This window comes from Pelistega indica, from assembly GCF_000506865.1.
Classification (GTDB): domain Bacteria; phylum Pseudomonadota; class Gammaproteobacteria; order Burkholderiales; family Burkholderiaceae_B; genus Taylorella; species Taylorella indica.
Genome location: NZ_AYSV01000001.1, coordinates 1 through 15,888 on the forward strand (window position 1 = coordinate 1; position 15,888 = coordinate 15,888).

A 15,888-nucleotide genomic window follows, 5' to 3' on the forward strand; every position below is an offset into this window, starting at 1 on the left:
TCAGGCAAAGCAACACGGTATCTATATTGATTATATTCAACCAGGATGCCCCTACCAAAATGGCTTTATTGAGCGATTTAATCGGACGTATCGCACAGAGGTTTTAGGGTGTTACCTCTTTAAAACACTAAAACAGGTTAAACAACTAACCGAGGAGTGGTTAACGATTTATAATACGCAAAGACCTCATGATGCACTAAAGGGGCTCACCCCTTTAATGTACAAACAAAAACATTCCGTTTCTACTTTATAGTTGTACTAAAAATGGGATGGGTACAAGTTTGATGTGATTAGATCCATTAGATGTTGTGACACCTTGCTTAATGAGCTATCTTAAAAACTCGCTTTGTTTCATTGGTATGTCTATGATAGCAATCAAAAATGTTTATATTGTCAATCTTGATTTGAAGAGAATTGTTGATGAGAATGAGTGCTTATTGTGGCTAAAGAAAGAGGGATAAGACAAGGAAGGTGGATGAATTTGTCTATAGGAAAATTTAGAATGTGGGAATAAAAATAGGGGATAGTTTATATCGGAGACATAAATTGTAAGAGTTTGGATTTCATCTGACAGTTTCCTATTTGAGAAGCGGTATCTGTCAGATTTGATTTAGTTCAATTTTTGTTGTTTCAAATTTATTTGCCATTAAGCCATCAACAACACTTCCTCACAAATTCCGCTATTCTTTCCGCACCTTCCACGCATTGTTCCACAGGTGCAACAAGGGCAATGCGTACACGCTTAAATCCTGGGTTAATGCCATCGGCTGATCCTGGACGACTTAAAAAGCTACCCGGTAATAAGGCGACATTTGCTTGCTTAAATAAGGATTTGCTAAATTCGGTGTCATCAATTGGTGTGCCTGCCCATAGGTAGAAAGATGCATCAGGCATGTTGACATCCAGCACGGGGGCGAGAATAGGGAAGACTTTAGTAAACTTTTCTTGATATAAACGACGATTTTCTTCGACATGGCTTTCATCATTCCAGGCTACCACACTGGCTGCACTGATGACCCCACTCATGGCACTGCCGTGATAGGTTCGATATTTTAAAAATAATGCCATCCAGTCTTTATCACCTGCCACAAAGCCAGAGCGCATACCGGGGACATTAGATCGTTTAGATAGACTAGAAAAGCAAATCATATTTTTATAATCTGTACGACCACTGAGTTGTGCAGCTTGTAGAATACCAAGCGGTTTTTCATTGAAGTAAATTTCAGAGTAGCATTCATCTGACGCAATCACAAAGCCGTATTTGTCACTGAGTTCAAATAAATATTGCCATTCTTCCAACGGTGTCACATTGCCTGCTGGATTACCAGGGGAGCAGACAAATAATAATTTGGTTTTTTTCCACACGTCTTCCGGTACTGATGCCCAATTAGGTGCAAAATTTCGTGCTGGGTCTGAATTCACGAAATAAGGCTGTGCACCACCTAAATAGGCGGCGCCTTCATAGATTTGGTAAAAAGGATTGGGTGATACAACTAAATTACCGGTCGTATTTCCAATCACGACTTGTGTAAATGAAAAGAGTGCCTCTCTTGAGCCCAAACATGGCAATATTTCTGTCTCAGGATTTGGGGCAGGGATATTGTAACGTCTAGCAATCCATGCTGAAATCGCTTGTCTTAATGTCACATCACCTTTGGTGGCTGGGTAAGCGGATAAGGCAGTTAAATTATCGATAATGGCTTGTTTGATAAGTTGAGGTGTTTCATGTTTAGGTTCACCAATCGATAAATTAATAGGCTGCTGTTGATAATGAATAGGTTCAACACCAGCGAATAATGCTCGTAAGCGCTCAAAAGGATAGGGCTGTAATAGGTTAAGATTGGGATTCATAGCAAGAACTATTCTGCAATAACAAATTAATGAATAAAAATATCTTTCTAGACAAGAAATGACGATGCTTTATCGTTGTCGATACGCGTAACGTACCGATACGCGTAACGTACCATTCTAAACTATTCCATGCTTTATCGGCAAAAAAGGAATAAGAGTGGATAAAGTATGTGGTATTGATGGTTATGATGAGAAAAATTTATTAAATAAAGTTTGTTTTAAAGAAAAGATAACTTTTATCTTTATGGGTATTGTAGGAGAGGAGAGCTAAAAGTCAACATAGTTTAACTTTTACACGAAAAATGCGAAAAATGCACAAAAGTAAGCACAAAAACAAAAGGATTTGAGACTATGTCATCAAATCCTTTCAAGTATATGGTGCGAGCGAAGAGACTCGAACTCTTACACCTCTCGGCGCTGGAACCTAAATCCAGTGCGTCTACCAATTCCGCCACGCTCGCTGTAAGAATATAACTATACCTAGTTGTTTGTTGATTGGCAAGAAAAAAATACACGCTCCCCCAAAATTTGATGTTCAGAAAAAATATTTGTTGCAAAAAACAAACTATTTTATATCGTTTTCTTCGTCGCTCAGTAATTTTTCGACAAGTTGAGTTGAAGGGAGTTCCTCAGGCATTTCTTCCACCAGTGATACTGTGGTCTCAGTAGTTTCTTTTTTCTCACCGTCAAGTAAACCTATAGCATTAGGGAGTTCATCCCAAAATGCGATAAATAAAGCCGCTAATAAAGGACCAATCACAAAACCATTAATACCAAATGCAGTTAAACCGCCTAAGGTTGTGATAAGCACAAGGTAATCCGGTAATTTTGTATCTTTACCTACAAGTATGGGGCGTAAAATATTGTCGGCTAAACCAATCACAAAAAATCCATAGACGATTAATGCAGCACCTTCCCAATAGTCCCCTGAGACTAAGAAATAGATAGCCACAGGGAACCAAATAATAGCAGCACCGATGGCTGGTAATAATGATAGGAAAGCCATAATGACTCCCCAGAGTAAAGCCCCTTGGATGCCTAATAAGCTAAAAATAAACCCACCTAAAGCACCTTGTACAATAGCGACCAATAGGTTTCCTTTGACAGTGGCACGAACAACAGTAATAAATTTTTCAAATAGATGGACTTTATGATCGTAACTGAGAGGCACTAAGCGTTTGAAATTATTTTGAATGCTAGAACCATCGCGTAATAAGAAAAACAATAAGTAAACCATAATACCCATGGAAATAATGAACGAAAAGGTATTTTGGCTAAGCTGGACGAGCTCATTGGCTAACAGTCGACTAGCATTATTAAATACAACCATTAATTTGTCTCTGATACCAAAGACATCCGTAATCTGAAATTTTTCGAGAATTTCCTTAATAAAAGGAGGTAAGTTATTGAAAACATGATCAGCGTACATACCTAAATTAAGTTGTCCTGACTGAACTCGTTCATATAAGCCAACACCTTCACGAGCAAGTGATGCTGTAATCAGGCTCAGAGGAATAAAAGCAATTAAGATGGCTAAGAAAACAGTCAATAAAGCTGCTGTGTTACGACGCCCCGGCATTAATTTGAGAAGATAATTATAAATTGGGCGAAATAATACCGCAAAGATAATTCCCCAAAAAATAGCGGTAAAGTATGGAGATAGTAAATAACCAAAACCCACTGTAATCAGTAGTAAAAAGCCTATATAAAAGGCGTAATAAACACGATTCTTATTCTGCATGAGGAATCCTAAAATTTTTAAAAAATTTGACTTTTATAGCAAAGTTGTTTCATTATACAATGGACAGTTATATAAGCGATATTTTTAATTTATTTAAATACATGAAGCGACCTTATATTTGTGCATTATCGGTTCTAGTGCTAACAGCTTGTGCAACTTCTACAACACCTCCAAGACAGCCAGAGAATATTTGTGAAATCTTTGCAGAAAAGCCATCTTGGAAAGAAGCGATAAGAAAAAACTCGCGAAAAATGGGGGACACCCCCTCAGGTGATTATGTCCATCATCTATCAAGAATCTAGTTTTAAACATGATGCACAACCGCCTAAAGATTATTTATTGGGAATCATTCCTTGGGGAAGGGTAAGCTCTGCATATGGTTATCCTCAAGCTAAAGATGAAGTATGGGATGACTATAAAAAACAAAATAATATTTGGAGTGCCAGTCGTTCTGATTTTGCGGATGCGGTTGATTTTATTGGTTGGTACACGGATAAAGCACAAAAAATTAATGGTACCTCTAAATGGGATGCTTATGGTCAATACTTAAATTATCATGAAGGCTGGGGTGGTTATTCTCGACAAACATATCGGAATAAAAACTGGCTGATGAATGTTGCTAATAAGGTCAAAACACGTGCAGAGCAGTATGGTGCTCAATATGCACAATGCCGTTACTAAGTTGTATACATTAAATTTATAGTAACTAATAACGGGTAAGTGGGAAATAGAGACCAAAAGTCTTTATAAAAACTGTAAAAAAGCGACATTAATAAAAAATGGCTAAACTTGTTGTTTTGCACTAAATTGGTGCTTTTTTAGATAAATCTGTATTTTATATAGTTGTTACTATTAGTGTTTTTTTCTTTAAAAACAACTAATATAGTACAAAAGATAGCAACTATATAAGGAAAACCCTGTATTTTCTTTGAGCCGAAAATTTGTTATACCTTTAATTAGTTTAATAATAAATTATTACATAATTTGTTTGGACTATTTCTGTCGCAGTAGAATTTTCATTAAGGAGTTTTTATGAAATTGACTAAAAAATTATCACTGGCAGCTGGTGCTTTTGCAATGATCGCTGCATTTGCTACACCAGGTACAGTAGCAGCCCAACAAAAATTTGTTAGTATTGGTACTGGTGGTGTAACAGGCGTTTATTATGCGGCTGGTGGTGCGATTTGTCGTATCGTTAACAAAGATAGAGCAGCACATGGGCTACGTTGCTCAGTAGAATCAACTGGTGCTTCAGTATTCAACGTAAATACAATTAAAGCAGGAGAGTTAGACTTAGGTTTTGCACAGTCTGACGTTGCTTACAACGCGTACAATGGAGAAGGTAATTTTAAAGACGCTGGCCCATTCAAAGAGTTACGTTCAGTATTCTCTTTACATGCAGAGCCTTTAACAGTATTGACTCGTAAAGAAGCTAATATTAAAAGTTTTGCAGACCTCAAAGGTAAACGCTTTAACGTAGGTAATCCAGGCTCTGGTTCTCGAGCTTCACTTGAGCAATACTTACAAGAAAGTGGTTTAGACTTATCTTACTTTTCTTTAGCATCAGAATTACGTTCTGATGAGCATGGTACGGCTTTATGTGACGGTAAAATTGATGGTTTTATCTTTGGTGTTGGACATCCATCAGCTAACATTCAAGACCCTACTACAACTTGCGGTGCTAAGTTAATGCCATTAACAGGTGACGTAGTAGACAAACTTATCGCTAAGTATCCATACTATGCTAAAGCTGTTATTCCTGGTGGTTTATATCAAAACAACCCAGATGATACACCAACATATGGTGTGTTAGCAGCTGTTGTTGCTTCTACAAAAACACCAGATGACGTGGTTTATCAAATCGTCAAATCTGTATTTGAAAACTTTGAAGATTTCAAAAAACTACATCCAGCTTTAGCGCATTTGACGAAAGAAGGTATGATCAAAAATGGTTTATCTGCACCATTGCATCCAGGCGCGGAGAAATACTACAAAGAAGTTGGTTTGCTTAAATAGTCGACTTTAAATGTTCAATCTTTATACCATATTGGTATAACTCAACTATGGTTGGAGTATAACGTGCATTTTCCTTTTTTAAGATGATTTCTTGAGTAATAAAGGGACTTGCACGTTAAAGCATATTTCTAAAAATTTTGTGGGTAATCATCTTACCCATTTGTTGTTTTATAAAAGCAATAAATTATATTGCGTAAAAAAGGAATTTACTCTATGGATGCAGATGCAAAAAAAATTGCAGAGTTAGAGAAACTGGTTGCCGATGTTGATCGTGGTGGACGTAAAGCGACGGGGCTTGTGAGTGTGATATTGGCAGCAGGCGCCTTGCTTTGGTCTTTTTTTTCAACTATGGTTTGCCTCACCACTTCCATTTAGTTTTAATCTTGGTATTTTTAATGATACTGAGGCTCGCTCTATTCATTTAGGATTGGCCATGTTCCTTGGCTATTTAGCCTATCCTATGTTCAAAAAAGATGCTAATAAAATGCCTATTTATGATTGGGTATTTGCTATCTTGGCTGGTTTTTGCGGAGCCTATTTATATTTGTTTTATCAACAACTATCATCAAGACCTGGTATCCCAACAACGTTAGATGTGGTGACAGGTGTGATTGGTATTGTATTATTGCTTGAAATTACGCGTCGCTCATTAGGGTTACCGATGACAATATTAGGCATTGTCTTCTTAGCGTATTCATTCTTAGGACCTTATCTACCAGAAGTGATTTCACACCGAGGCGCTTCTTTAGAGCGTTTGGTATCGCATATGTGGCTAACGACAGAAGGTACTTTTGGGGTGGCTTTAGGAGTTTCGGTATCTTATATTTTTATTTTTGTATTATTAGGTTCTTTGCTCGATCGTTGTGGTGCAGGGAACTATATGATGCAAGTATCTTTTGCCATGTTAGGTCACCTACGTGGAGGCCCAGCTAAAGTTGCTGTTGTTTCTTCTGCCGTGAATGGCCTTGTGTCTGCTTCTTCAGTAGCCAATGTAGTTACAGGAGGGATATTTACTATTCCACTGATGAAAAAATCTGGGTATGGAGGAATTAGAGCAGGTGCGATTGAAACAGCCTCATCTGTTAATGGTCAGATTATGCCTCCTGTTATGGGTGCCGCTGCATTCTTAATGATTGAGTATGTGGGTGTTCCATATACAGAGATTATTCGAAATGCTATTTTGCCTGCGTCAATTTCGTACATATCGCTGTTTTATATTGTGCACTTAGAGGCATTAAAATTAGGTATTACGCCTATGATGTCAGCAGGCGCACCTAAAACACCAATGCAAAAATTAGCTGGTTGGGGGATGGGTATTTCTGGTACTTTCCTCGTCATGGCAGCATTCTACTATATTGGTACAGGTGTTCAAGCATTTGCAGGTTCAGCCGCTATTTGGATTTTATTAGCACTGCTACTAGTGGTGTATGTTTATTTATTAGCCTTATCTGCAAAACATCCAGATTTACCGACAGATATCAATATTACGAATCCTGTAAAACCAGAAATTTGGCCTACTGTACGCTCTGGCTTATATTTCTTAATTCCAATTGGCATTTTGGTATGGTGTTTAAGTGTTGAAATGCTATCGGCTGGTCTATCGGCATTTTATTCTGTGCTTGCTTTATTATTCTTGATGATTACGCAGCGTCCAATTATTGCTTTCTTTAGAAAACAAGATACTGGGCCAGAGATGAAGCGTGGCTTTAGTGAAGCTATTCAAGGGTTAGAAGAGGGTGCTCGCAATATGATTGGTATTGCGATTGCATGTGGTACAGCAGGTCTGATTGTTGGGGCGATTACTTTAACTGGCTTAGGCTTACGGATGACTGCTTTTGTTGAGTTGGTGTCAATGGGTAATGTCTTAGTTATGCTATTCTTTACGGCGGCTGTATGCCTAATTCTAGGCTTAGGTATGCCAACGACGGCTAACTATATTCTAATGGCTACGTTAATGGCACCTGTGGTTGTAGAGTTAGGCGCACAGAGTGGCTTAATTATTCCCCTGATTGCGGTGCACTTTTTCGTCTTTTACTTTGGGATTATGGCGGATATTACCCCTCCAGTAGGCTTGGCAACCTTTGCCGCAGCCGCTATTTCTGGTGAAGATCCTATTAAGACGGGTATTCAAGGGGTAACCTATGCATTAAGAACGGCGGTATTACCATTTATTTTTGTATTCAACCCATTATTACTATTAATTGGCGTGGATACATGGTGGCATTTATTAGCGGTGGTTATTGGTGCAACCATTGCCTCTCTTGTATTCGCTGCATCAACGTTGCGTTGGTTCCGTGATAAATGTACTTGGCTAGAGGCATTGATTCTGTTAATTGCGTCTTTTATGCTTTTCCGTCCTGATTGGTATATGAATCGAATTGCCCCTGAATATGTTGCTCGTCCTGTTGCAGAGGTGTATAGCGTAGCTGCCAATATTCCTGAGGATGGTCGTTTTGTTGCCGAAATTAAAGGGATGAATTTTGAAGGTAAAGAGTTGACAAAATTAGTAGCAGTGAACTTGCCTGCGTTAGAGTCGACAGAAGGTAAAGACGCCAAGCAAATTGGTCGTGAGCGTTTACAACGAGCTGGATTAAGTTTTATGAGCTTAGGTGATACGCTACAAGTAGCTAATGTGAAATTTGGTAGTCCTGCTGCACGCTCTAGTTGGGAGCAAGGTTGGGATGTGGCAGATGTTATGGTTCCCAACTCTGACAGACCAACAGAAATACTAATGTTTATTCCTGGTTTATTGATTGTTGCGGCTATTTGGATTCTCCAAGGTCGTCGTATGCGTAAAAGAGGGGAAATTACTTAGTAAAGTTCTCTATAGAAAATAAGACAAAAAGTTTTAGTAGACTCAAAAAAAACGCATTCAATAGTTAATTGAATGCGTTTTTTTTATGTTTATTAATGACTACCTTCAAACATAGAAGAGGGCAATCATTAATAATTAGATCATTTATTTAAATAACTTATTGACTAGGGGTATCAATGCCAAATATAGTACCTGTGCTACTATACATTCCCAATTAGCATAGAATCCAATCAATGGAATACTTGGTAGGCTGGCAAGTAAATGTTCAGGTAGGATATTAGTTAATTGCAAAGAGTGGATACTGACACCAAGGATTTTGAAGCCCAGTGTATAAATTAGCCATGTCATTACTTTAAATAAATGATGCATAGGCAAGCGTTTACTTGAGGTAATCATCAAAATAGCAATAACGAGTAATGCTATGAGTGCTATGCCGATACCTAACAATAAATCTTGTAGCTCAATGCGAGGTAGCATCCCTGCATAGAATAAAATTGTTTCTGCTCCTTCACGAAATACGGAAAGAAAGCTTAGTGCTAGCATTGAGAAAAGACTGCCAGTTGCTAACGCTGTATTTACGTGCTTATCAACAAATTTTCTCCACCCCGTAATAGATGCTTTGCTATGTAACCATGCACCCACAAAAAGCATAATGATAACGGCGATAATACCAATACTTCCTTCGAGGATTTCACGATTTGTGCCAGCAGCAATGGTTGGGAATAGTTGTTGGAGCGCAATTGCCCCCAGAAGGCTAGCAAACACGCCAAGAATAGCCCCTGCATACACCCAACGCTTGGCAGTAATCTGTTTGGCTGCATTTAGTGTAGTGACAAGTGCCATAACAATTAATAATGCCTCAACACCTTCACGCAAAAGGACTAAGGCTGCGTCAATAGGACCATAAGCAGCATTAACATTGATTTGTTTGAGCTCTGTAATTAATTGGGTAAATTTTTGTAGATTGGCAGGCTCATCTGCCTTGAGCAAAATAACAGGAAGTAGGCTTTCTACTTTGCTATAAAGGCTACCATTACGTGTGCGTACCTCTCCTTCAAAAATAGGCCATTGTTGAATAAATGTACGTATTTTTGCTTGACCTTCTTCAATGCGTTTATTTGCGAAGTCATCATAACTTTTAGATAGTAGACCTATACCTGAGGCTAAATCTGTAGGTGCATTTGTATCTACTTTAATGGTGGCTGTATTACCTGCCTTGAAGTCATCTAGTGTATTTTTCAATTGAGCAGATTGCTTTTCCATTTCTAAATAATTGGGTGGATCAGCTAACATGGCAATACGCATCAAAGTCATTGCTGTTTCAATTTGTCCATAATGCCCAATGCTGGTATCTCGAACAGCTTTCTCATTTAATGTCCATGTGGTATTGAAACGTTTATAGTCTTCTATAACAGCATCTAGATTTTTTTCGAGAATATGTTTATTGAGTTGTTCATAGACAGGGACAACTCGTTTGCTGAATTGCTGTCGTTTCGCCTCATAATCTACAGGATTTTGCTCTTTTTCAAATGTATATAAAGCTTTTGATAAGCTTTCTAGAGAAAGAAGGTCTTGTTGTTTAAGTGCTTGTTCAATGGTGTCGCTTACTGTTTTTCCTGCTATTGAATCATGGTTTTGGAGAGCTACAAAATCTTTTTTGATATTTTGTAGAATAGGGAGTATTTGTTGGTTTTCTCCTTTTTTTACATGACTCATTGCATCAGAGATTTGTACAAATAAGGGGCTAGTATTTACTTTAGCAAGGACATTTATTTGTAGTCCTATCGTTAAGGAGAGGACAAACAAGAATCGCCATAAAAACTTAGATAGCATCAAATAAACTCCTACCTAGATAATCCTGTTCATCAACTATACCCGGGAAGCAGGCAAAAAGTCCACTTCCAATATGGGTAACGTACTCATTCATTTTGTCTGTATTACCTAGAGAATTTTGAATAGTAATAAATGTTTTAGGATCATTTTGAAAGGAAATAAATAAGAGACCAGCATCAAATTGAGCATGGTCATCAATACCACTAGCATATGAATAGGATCGTCTCAGTATATTGAGTCCTGTTTGATGAGCAAGTTTGACATGAGAGGTATTGGGAAAAATAGGTTTACCTTTTTCATCCATTTTTTTCAAATCAAGCGTATCAAATTCATCTTTATGCCCAAAAGCGATACCACTGTCACGATATCTACCAAAAGTATTATTTTGTTCGGCAGCGTTTGTTCTATCCCAAGTTTCCAAGAACATTTTGATGCGTCTAACAACAAGATAAGATCCATTTTTTAACCAATTATCTTGCTGAACCCAAACAACCTCATCTAACTTTTGACCAGAAAAATTGGCTGTACCGTCTTTAAAGGCAAAAAGATTACGTGGTGTTTGCAAGTCATCATAAGATGTAAATCCTGATTGGCTCCACTTCATGGTTATCGTTGAACGAGCAACACGGACTAAGTTACGCACGGCATTAAAGGCTACTTGTGGATCATCAGCGCAGGCTTGTATACAAATATCACCTCCAATGTATTCTGGTTTTAATTGATCTCTAGGAAAGTGAGGTAAGTCAGTTAACTCAGCTGGTTTGAGGTGATTTATATTTAGCTTAGTAAAAAAACTTGGGCTTACTCCAAACGTTAAGGTGAGTTTATGGGCACTTAAACTATCGGCTTCCCCTGTATCCGCAGGGGGGATAAAATGATTTTTACTATATTCTTTAACATTTTTTCCTTGAGTCAAGTTTTTGCTATAACTTGTCCAAACCTTGAACATTTGCTTGATGTCTTCTAGTTTGTCTGTATGCAGATCTAGGACAATAAAATAGATATGCTTTTGTCCTGGTGTGGTAATGCCAGCCTGATGTGTACCAACGAAAGGGATGATAGGCGTAGTATTATGATCGCAGGGCGTCTTTGCTTCAACGGAATTAATAGAGGAACCAAGCATTAGACCAGCACTCGACATTCCTAGTTGTTTAACAAAGTGACGGCGATTTAAGTTTTTCATGACTAACCTTTATAATTCTTTGGGTAAAAAGTAAAAAGCTAGGGTCACTTGTATAAAAAGAGAAACCTAGCTTATATAACGTATAATTAGAGATTATTCTTATTCAAGAATAACGCCCATTTGTGCGAGTGGCTCCCCAAGCTTATTGACAGCCTCAGCTAGAGTTTTAATTTCATCTTTACTTAATTGGTTGTAAGGTTTGTAATCAAAACCTTCTTTGGCATTGTTATGAGAAGCTAAAAGTTTATTTACTGCTTCAAATCGTTGTGCAATTTCAGCTGATAATTGTTTATCTTTCTCTTCTAGCCTAGGTTTGAATAGTTCATAAATTTTCTCCGCACCTTCAATATTAGCCTTAAAGTCATAAAGGTCTGTTTTGGAGAAAATTTCTTCTTCACCAGTTACTTTTGAGGTAGAAACTTCATTTAATAAATCAACTGCACCAGAAATCATTAATTCAGGTGTGACTTCTGCTGTAGGTACTTTAGCGCGTAATTCTTTAATATCTTTAAGTAATTGAACACCTAACTCTTTTGTTCCTTGTGTAGAGTTCGTTTCCCATAATATTTTTTCAATTTTATGGAAGCCAGTCCAATCTTTCTCACCTTTGCCTTCACCCTCTAAATCGGCGAGACGAGCATCAATGCGAGGATCTAAATCACCAAAACTTTCGGCAAGAGGTTCTGAACGTTCATAAGCCATACGTGAAATGGGATAGAGTTTTTTTGCATTTGCAACATCACCGTTATCAAGATATTGCACAAACTTTTCTGTGTCAGTCACTAATTGATCTATTTGATGAATAACAAATTCACGATAACTACTTGTTTCTTTGGATAAATCAGGTGCTGCTATTGCAGATAAGCTAAACCCACTAGCTGCAATAGTTAACGCGAGTGCAGAAAGACGCATCATAAATAATTGTCCTTAATAAAAAAGAAAAATGATTACTAAGTAATATTGTTTAAATCAATATATATTTCTTAGAATGCATGGCGTAAGCCAATAGCGACAAGGGTAGACTTAATTTTCTCTTTACCCGTAAAAGCAGTGCCATCATAATTTTTTATGGTTGTTTTGCCATAAGAAGCAACACCATAGAGACTGGTGCGTTTTGATAGTTCATGTGTATAGCCAAAGCTAAAAATATGACCACTTGCTTTAATTGGAGAATCAATCTGTGTATTTTTAGCCGAAATGCCTTGGTAGGAGAAAAGTAGGGTACCATTATCAGAGATAGGAGCACTTAAACCAGCAAGCCAAGAGCTTTGACGATAGCCTTTACGATTCCATGCGGTAGGAATAGTCTCACCATTAATTTCTTCGGTCGCCGCTAAAGAAAGAATCTCTCCAAACATGCCATTGCGTTGCTGTCCAAAAGCACCATAGAGTTTGACGACATTAAAGTCATAACTACCACCGATTGCCCATGATTTACTTTTTATGCCACCGACTTCTTTGACTGTATCATAAACAGCACCTAGGAATAGCGCATCACGAGAATATTTTAGACCAAGGCTAAGTTGTTTATTACCTTCTCTAGTAGTGACACCATTTACTGTTCTTTTGATGTGATCATAGGAAAAAACAGCACCAAATTGGAAGCCATTGCTTTCAGCACTTAGGTATTTAACAGACTTTTCCAAGGAAGAGCTGAGAGAATCACCAAAGACAGAGCCAGCTCCTGCTTGACCAAAATCAGTACCAAAAGGATCAGCATTAGGCATAAACTCATCGGCAATATTTTTTTGATAACCTAATGTTAATTGTCCCCACGCTTCATTCGCAAAGCCAACAAAAGCATTTCGATTAAAAATGCGTCCAGCTTCGTCATATGCGCCATTGGATGCATTGAAATGACCTTCTAAGGTAAAAATAGCATGTAAACCATTGCCAATTTCTTCTGAACCACGTAACCCCCAATAGCTACCACCAGCTAAACCATTATCAACGCCTACAGAGCGTTCTTTGTAGCTAGCTAATTGGTTCCCTGTTGCTCCATAGCTTGTCGTTTTGATTTGGTTAAAACTAACAGCAGTATCTACGATGCCATATAAATTAACGGATGTTTCCGCGTTGGCCATCTGGGCATAAGAGGCGAGAATAGTACTTGCTAAAAGAAGCTTTTTCATGGCAAAAACCTTTGTCAATGTAATTATGTATTGTGTTAGATATTACATCTAAATGAAAATTATTACCATTAAAAATTACATAATAAAGGCGACTTTTTAAGAAAAAAGCTGAAATCGTTGTTATTGAAAGACACCTGGGCGAATTAGACCGACCGCAATTCCTTCAATTTCAAATGAGGAAGTGTGATCGACGACGATAGGTGAAAAGTCACTATTTTCAGGTAGTAATTCAATATTGGAACCTGTTTTATGGAATCGTTTGACGGTGACATCATCATCAATCCGTGCCACGACAATTTGTCCATTACGTACCTGAGATGTTTTTTTGACAGCGAGTAAATCACCATCAAAAATACCAATATCTTTCATACTTTCCCCTTTGACTTTTAGTAAGTAGTCGGGGGTGGCAGAGAAAAGAGCAGGGTCTAATTGTAGCGTAGACTCGTGATGTTCTATAGCATTGATTGGTGAGCCAGCTGCAACACGACCTATAATGGGTAAAAGTAAACGATTATCCTTGAGTAGTGAGGCAGCCTCATCAATCCCTGTTTTAATCGAATCCACAACTTTTGTGCTGATTTTATCAAGTGTCGATGTAGCAGAGGTATTGGCAGCTAAAAAATCAGGATTAAGACGAATACCACGAGAGGCTCCCGGACTTAAGAAAATTGCCCCTTTTTTGCTAAGTGCTTTGATATGATCCTCGGCAGCATTGGGAGATTTAAATCCTAGTGTTTTGGCAATTTCAGCACGTGTAGGAGGAAAACCAGTTTTTTCAACAGTGGATTGAATTAAGTGTAAAATTTCTTCTTGACGTGGCGTTAATTTAATCGTCATAATCATTCCTGTATGAATATACAGTTTATTTTAGCGATTATTAAGAAAAAAGCAAGTAGGTAAAGTGATTTTTTTATTGAAAATAAATGTTATCTGAATGATATTTCAGTTATATAGTGATAAAACTAAAATTAAAGAAGTAATTATCAAAAAAACGGGTAGATATTAGCTTACATCTACCCGATTTTTCACAAAACAGACTTGATATTTTTAGTTTTGTAAAACAGCAGCAATAGCTTTGGCTACGGCATCAATATTACGAGAATTAAGTGCGGCTACGCAAATACGACCACTATTGACAGCATAAATACCATGCTCATTACGTAATTTTTCTACTTGCTCTTTAGTAAGACCAGAGTATGAGAACATACCACGTTGAGATAAAACAAAATCAAAGTTTTGCTTCACGCCATATTCTTTTAGCTTAGCCACTAATTGAGCACGCATAGTACGGATACGCTCACGCATTTGAGCTAATTCTTTTTCCCATAATGCGAATAATTCATCATTATTAAGAACCATGCTGACAATCGTACCGCCATGTGTAGGAGGGTTTGAGTAGTTGGTACGGATAGTACGTTTTACTTGGCTTAATACACGATCTGCTTCATCTTTAGATTCGCATACAATAGTTAATGCGCCAACACGTTCACCGTATAAAGAGAATGATTTTGAAAAAGATGAACTAACAAACATAGGCATATTTAGTTCAGCAAATAATTTCACCACTTGAGCATCTTCTTGTAGACCAGCTCCAAAACCTTGGTAAGCAATATCAAGGAATGGCACTAAATGACGCTCTTTAACAATAGCTGCAATCTCTTTCCATTGCTCAATGGTTGGATCAACGCCTGTTGGGTTATGGCAACAGGCATGAAGAACGACAATGCTTTTTTCTGGTAAGGTTTTGAAAAAATCAACGCATAGCATCAAAGTCTAAACCATGAGTTTCCGCATTGTAATAAGGATAGTTTTCAACTTTAAAGCCAGCACGCTCAAATAGAGCGCGATGATTTTCCCAGCTTGGATTACTGATGTAAACAGTAGCATTACCGTTGACTTGTTTTAAGAAGTCGGCTCCGATTTTTAGGGCACCAGTTCCACCTAGCGCTTGGAAAGTTAAGGCACGCCCTTCTTTGGTAATGTCACTATCTTTTCCTAATAATAGCGCTTGAGCCCCTTTATCATAAGTACCAATCCCTTCGATGGGTAAATAACCACGAGGTGCTGATTGCTTAGCACGTTCTGTTTCAGCAAGACGCACAGCTTCTAGAACAGGTAAACGACCTTCATCATCATAATAAACACCTACGCCAAGATTAACTTTGGTCGCTCTTGTATCGGCATTGTATTGTTCATTTAAGCCAAGAATCGGGTCACGAGGAGCTAACTCAACATTTGCAAATAGAGAAGACATAATAATCCACGATAGAAAAAAGAGTAAAAAAAAACGATTACTTGTTAAAATGGTTAGTTCTTA

General features: G+C 37.8%; 9 protein-coding genes, 1 tRNA gene and 3 pseudogenes. 4 read left to right on the top strand and 9 right to left on the bottom strand.

All coding sequences use genetic code 11. From position 1 onward, the window contains the following. Positions 1 to 253, top strand: a 253-nt coding sequence (locus V757_RS15420; protein ID WP_023948670.1) for an integrase core domain-containing protein, incomplete at its 5' end; no start/stop codon positions are given. Positions 254 to 654: 401 nt separating this feature from the next. Here V757_RS15420 and dapC read toward each other — a convergent pair. The 3 genes from dapC to V757_RS15435 all read right to left on the bottom strand — a co-directional run bounded on the left by dapC (position 655) and on the right by V757_RS15435 (position 3,592). Then, positions 655 to 1,851 (bottom strand): succinyldiaminopimelate transaminase, encoded by a 1,197-nt coding sequence (dapC, locus tag V757_RS15425; RefSeq protein ID WP_023948671.1) that lies wholly within the window; start codon positions 1,849 to 1,851, stop codon positions 655 to 657. A 376-nt stretch (positions 1,852 to 2,227) separates the two neighbouring features. Next, positions 2,228 to 2,312 (bottom strand) — tRNA-Leu (locus V757_RS15430). 104 nt (positions 2,313 to 2,416) lie between these two features. Then, a complete protein-coding gene (locus V757_RS15435) occupies positions 2,417 to 3,592 on the bottom strand; it encodes an AI-2E family transporter (protein ID WP_023948673.1) in 1,176 nt (391 codons plus the stop codon). Between the two features lie 101 nt (positions 3,593 to 3,693). Here V757_RS15435 and V757_RS15440 point away from each other — a divergent pair. The 3 genes and pseudogenes from V757_RS15440 to V757_RS15450 all read left to right on the top strand — a co-directional run bounded on the left by V757_RS15440 (position 3,694) and on the right by V757_RS15450 (position 8,423). Continuing rightward, positions 3,694 to 4,273: pseudogene (locus tag V757_RS15440) on the top strand (transglycosylase SLT domain-containing protein). A 351-nt stretch (positions 4,274 to 4,624) separates the two neighbouring features. Continuing rightward, the gene (locus V757_RS15445; protein ID WP_023948674.1) at positions 4,625 to 5,608 is read left to right on the top strand and encodes a TAXI family TRAP transporter solute-binding subunit; all 984 of its coding nucleotides are present in this window, start codon (positions 4,625 to 4,627) and stop codon (positions 5,606 to 5,608) included. 213 nt (positions 5,609 to 5,821) lie between these two features. Further along, positions 5,822 to 8,423 (top strand): annotated as a pseudogene (locus tag V757_RS15450) (TRAP transporter permease). 144 nt (positions 8,424 to 8,567) lie between these two features. On the opposite strand, the gene V757_RS15455 reads toward V757_RS15450, so the two are convergent. The 6 genes and pseudogenes from V757_RS15455 to V757_RS15480 form a co-directional block, all read right to left on the bottom strand. Beyond that, positions 8,568 to 10,256 carry an FTR1 family iron permease gene (locus V757_RS15455; RefSeq protein WP_023948675.1) on the bottom strand — a complete coding sequence of 563 codons (1,689 nt, stop codon included), beginning with the start codon at positions 10,254 to 10,256 and terminating at the stop codon, positions 8,568 to 8,570. Then, complete coding sequence (gene efeB / locus V757_RS15460) at positions 10,246 to 11,439, bottom strand: iron uptake transporter deferrochelatase/peroxidase subunit (protein WP_023948676.1); 1,194 nt, start codon at positions 11,437 to 11,439, stop codon at positions 10,246 to 10,248. The genes V757_RS15455 and efeB overlap by 11 nt, the downstream gene beginning before the upstream one ends. A gap of 99 nt (positions 11,440 to 11,538) precedes the next feature. Beyond that, positions 11,539 to 12,354 carry an iron uptake system protein EfeO gene (gene efeO, locus V757_RS15465; RefSeq protein WP_023948678.1) on the bottom strand — a complete coding sequence of 272 codons (816 nt, stop codon included), beginning with the start codon at positions 12,352 to 12,354 and terminating at the stop codon, positions 11,539 to 11,541. 68 nt (positions 12,355 to 12,422) lie between these two features. Next, complete coding sequence (locus V757_RS15470) at positions 12,423 to 13,571, bottom strand: porin (RefSeq protein ID WP_023948680.1); 1,149 nt, start codon at positions 13,569 to 13,571, stop codon at positions 12,423 to 12,425. 120 nt (positions 13,572 to 13,691) lie between these two features. Continuing rightward, positions 13,692 to 14,408: a transcriptional repressor LexA gene (gene lexA / locus V757_RS15475; RefSeq protein ID WP_023948682.1), complete on the bottom strand. Its 717-nt coding sequence runs from the start codon at positions 14,406 to 14,408 to the stop codon at positions 13,692 to 13,694. A gap of 210 nt (positions 14,409 to 14,618) precedes the next feature. After that, a pseudogene (locus V757_RS15480) lies at positions 14,619 to 15,825 on the bottom strand (amino acid aminotransferase). Positions 15,826 to 15,888: the final 63 nt, after the last annotated feature.

Excerpts from the sequence above, each read along its gene's own strand:
- efeO (WP_023948678.1), bottom strand. The coding sequence starts at position 12,354 with ATGATGCGTCTTTCTGCACTCGCGTTAACTATTGCAGCTAGTGGGTTT.
- dapC (WP_023948671.1), bottom strand. The coding sequence starts at position 1,851 with ATGAATCCCAATCTTAACCTATTACAGCCCTATCCTTTTGAGCGCTTA.
- efeB (WP_023948676.1), bottom strand. The coding sequence starts at position 11,439 with ATGAAAAACTTAAATCGCCGTCACTTTGTTAAACAACTAGGAATGTCG.
- V757_RS15445 (WP_023948674.1), top strand. The coding sequence starts at position 4,625 with ATGAAATTGACTAAAAAATTATCACTGGCAGCTGGTGCTTTTGCAATG.
- V757_RS15455 (WP_023948675.1), bottom strand. The coding sequence starts at position 10,256 with ATGCTATCTAAGTTTTTATGGCGATTCTTGTTTGTCCTCTCCTTAACG.
- V757_RS15435 (WP_023948673.1), bottom strand. The coding sequence starts at position 3,592 with ATGCAGAATAAGAATCGTGTTTATTACGCCTTTTATATAGGCTTTTTA.
- lexA (WP_023948682.1), bottom strand. The coding sequence starts at position 14,408 with ATGACGATTAAATTAACGCCACGTCAAGAAGAAATTTTACACTTAATT.
- V757_RS15470 (WP_023948680.1), bottom strand. The coding sequence starts at position 13,571 with ATGAAAAAGCTTCTTTTAGCAAGTACTATTCTCGCCTCTTATGCCCAG.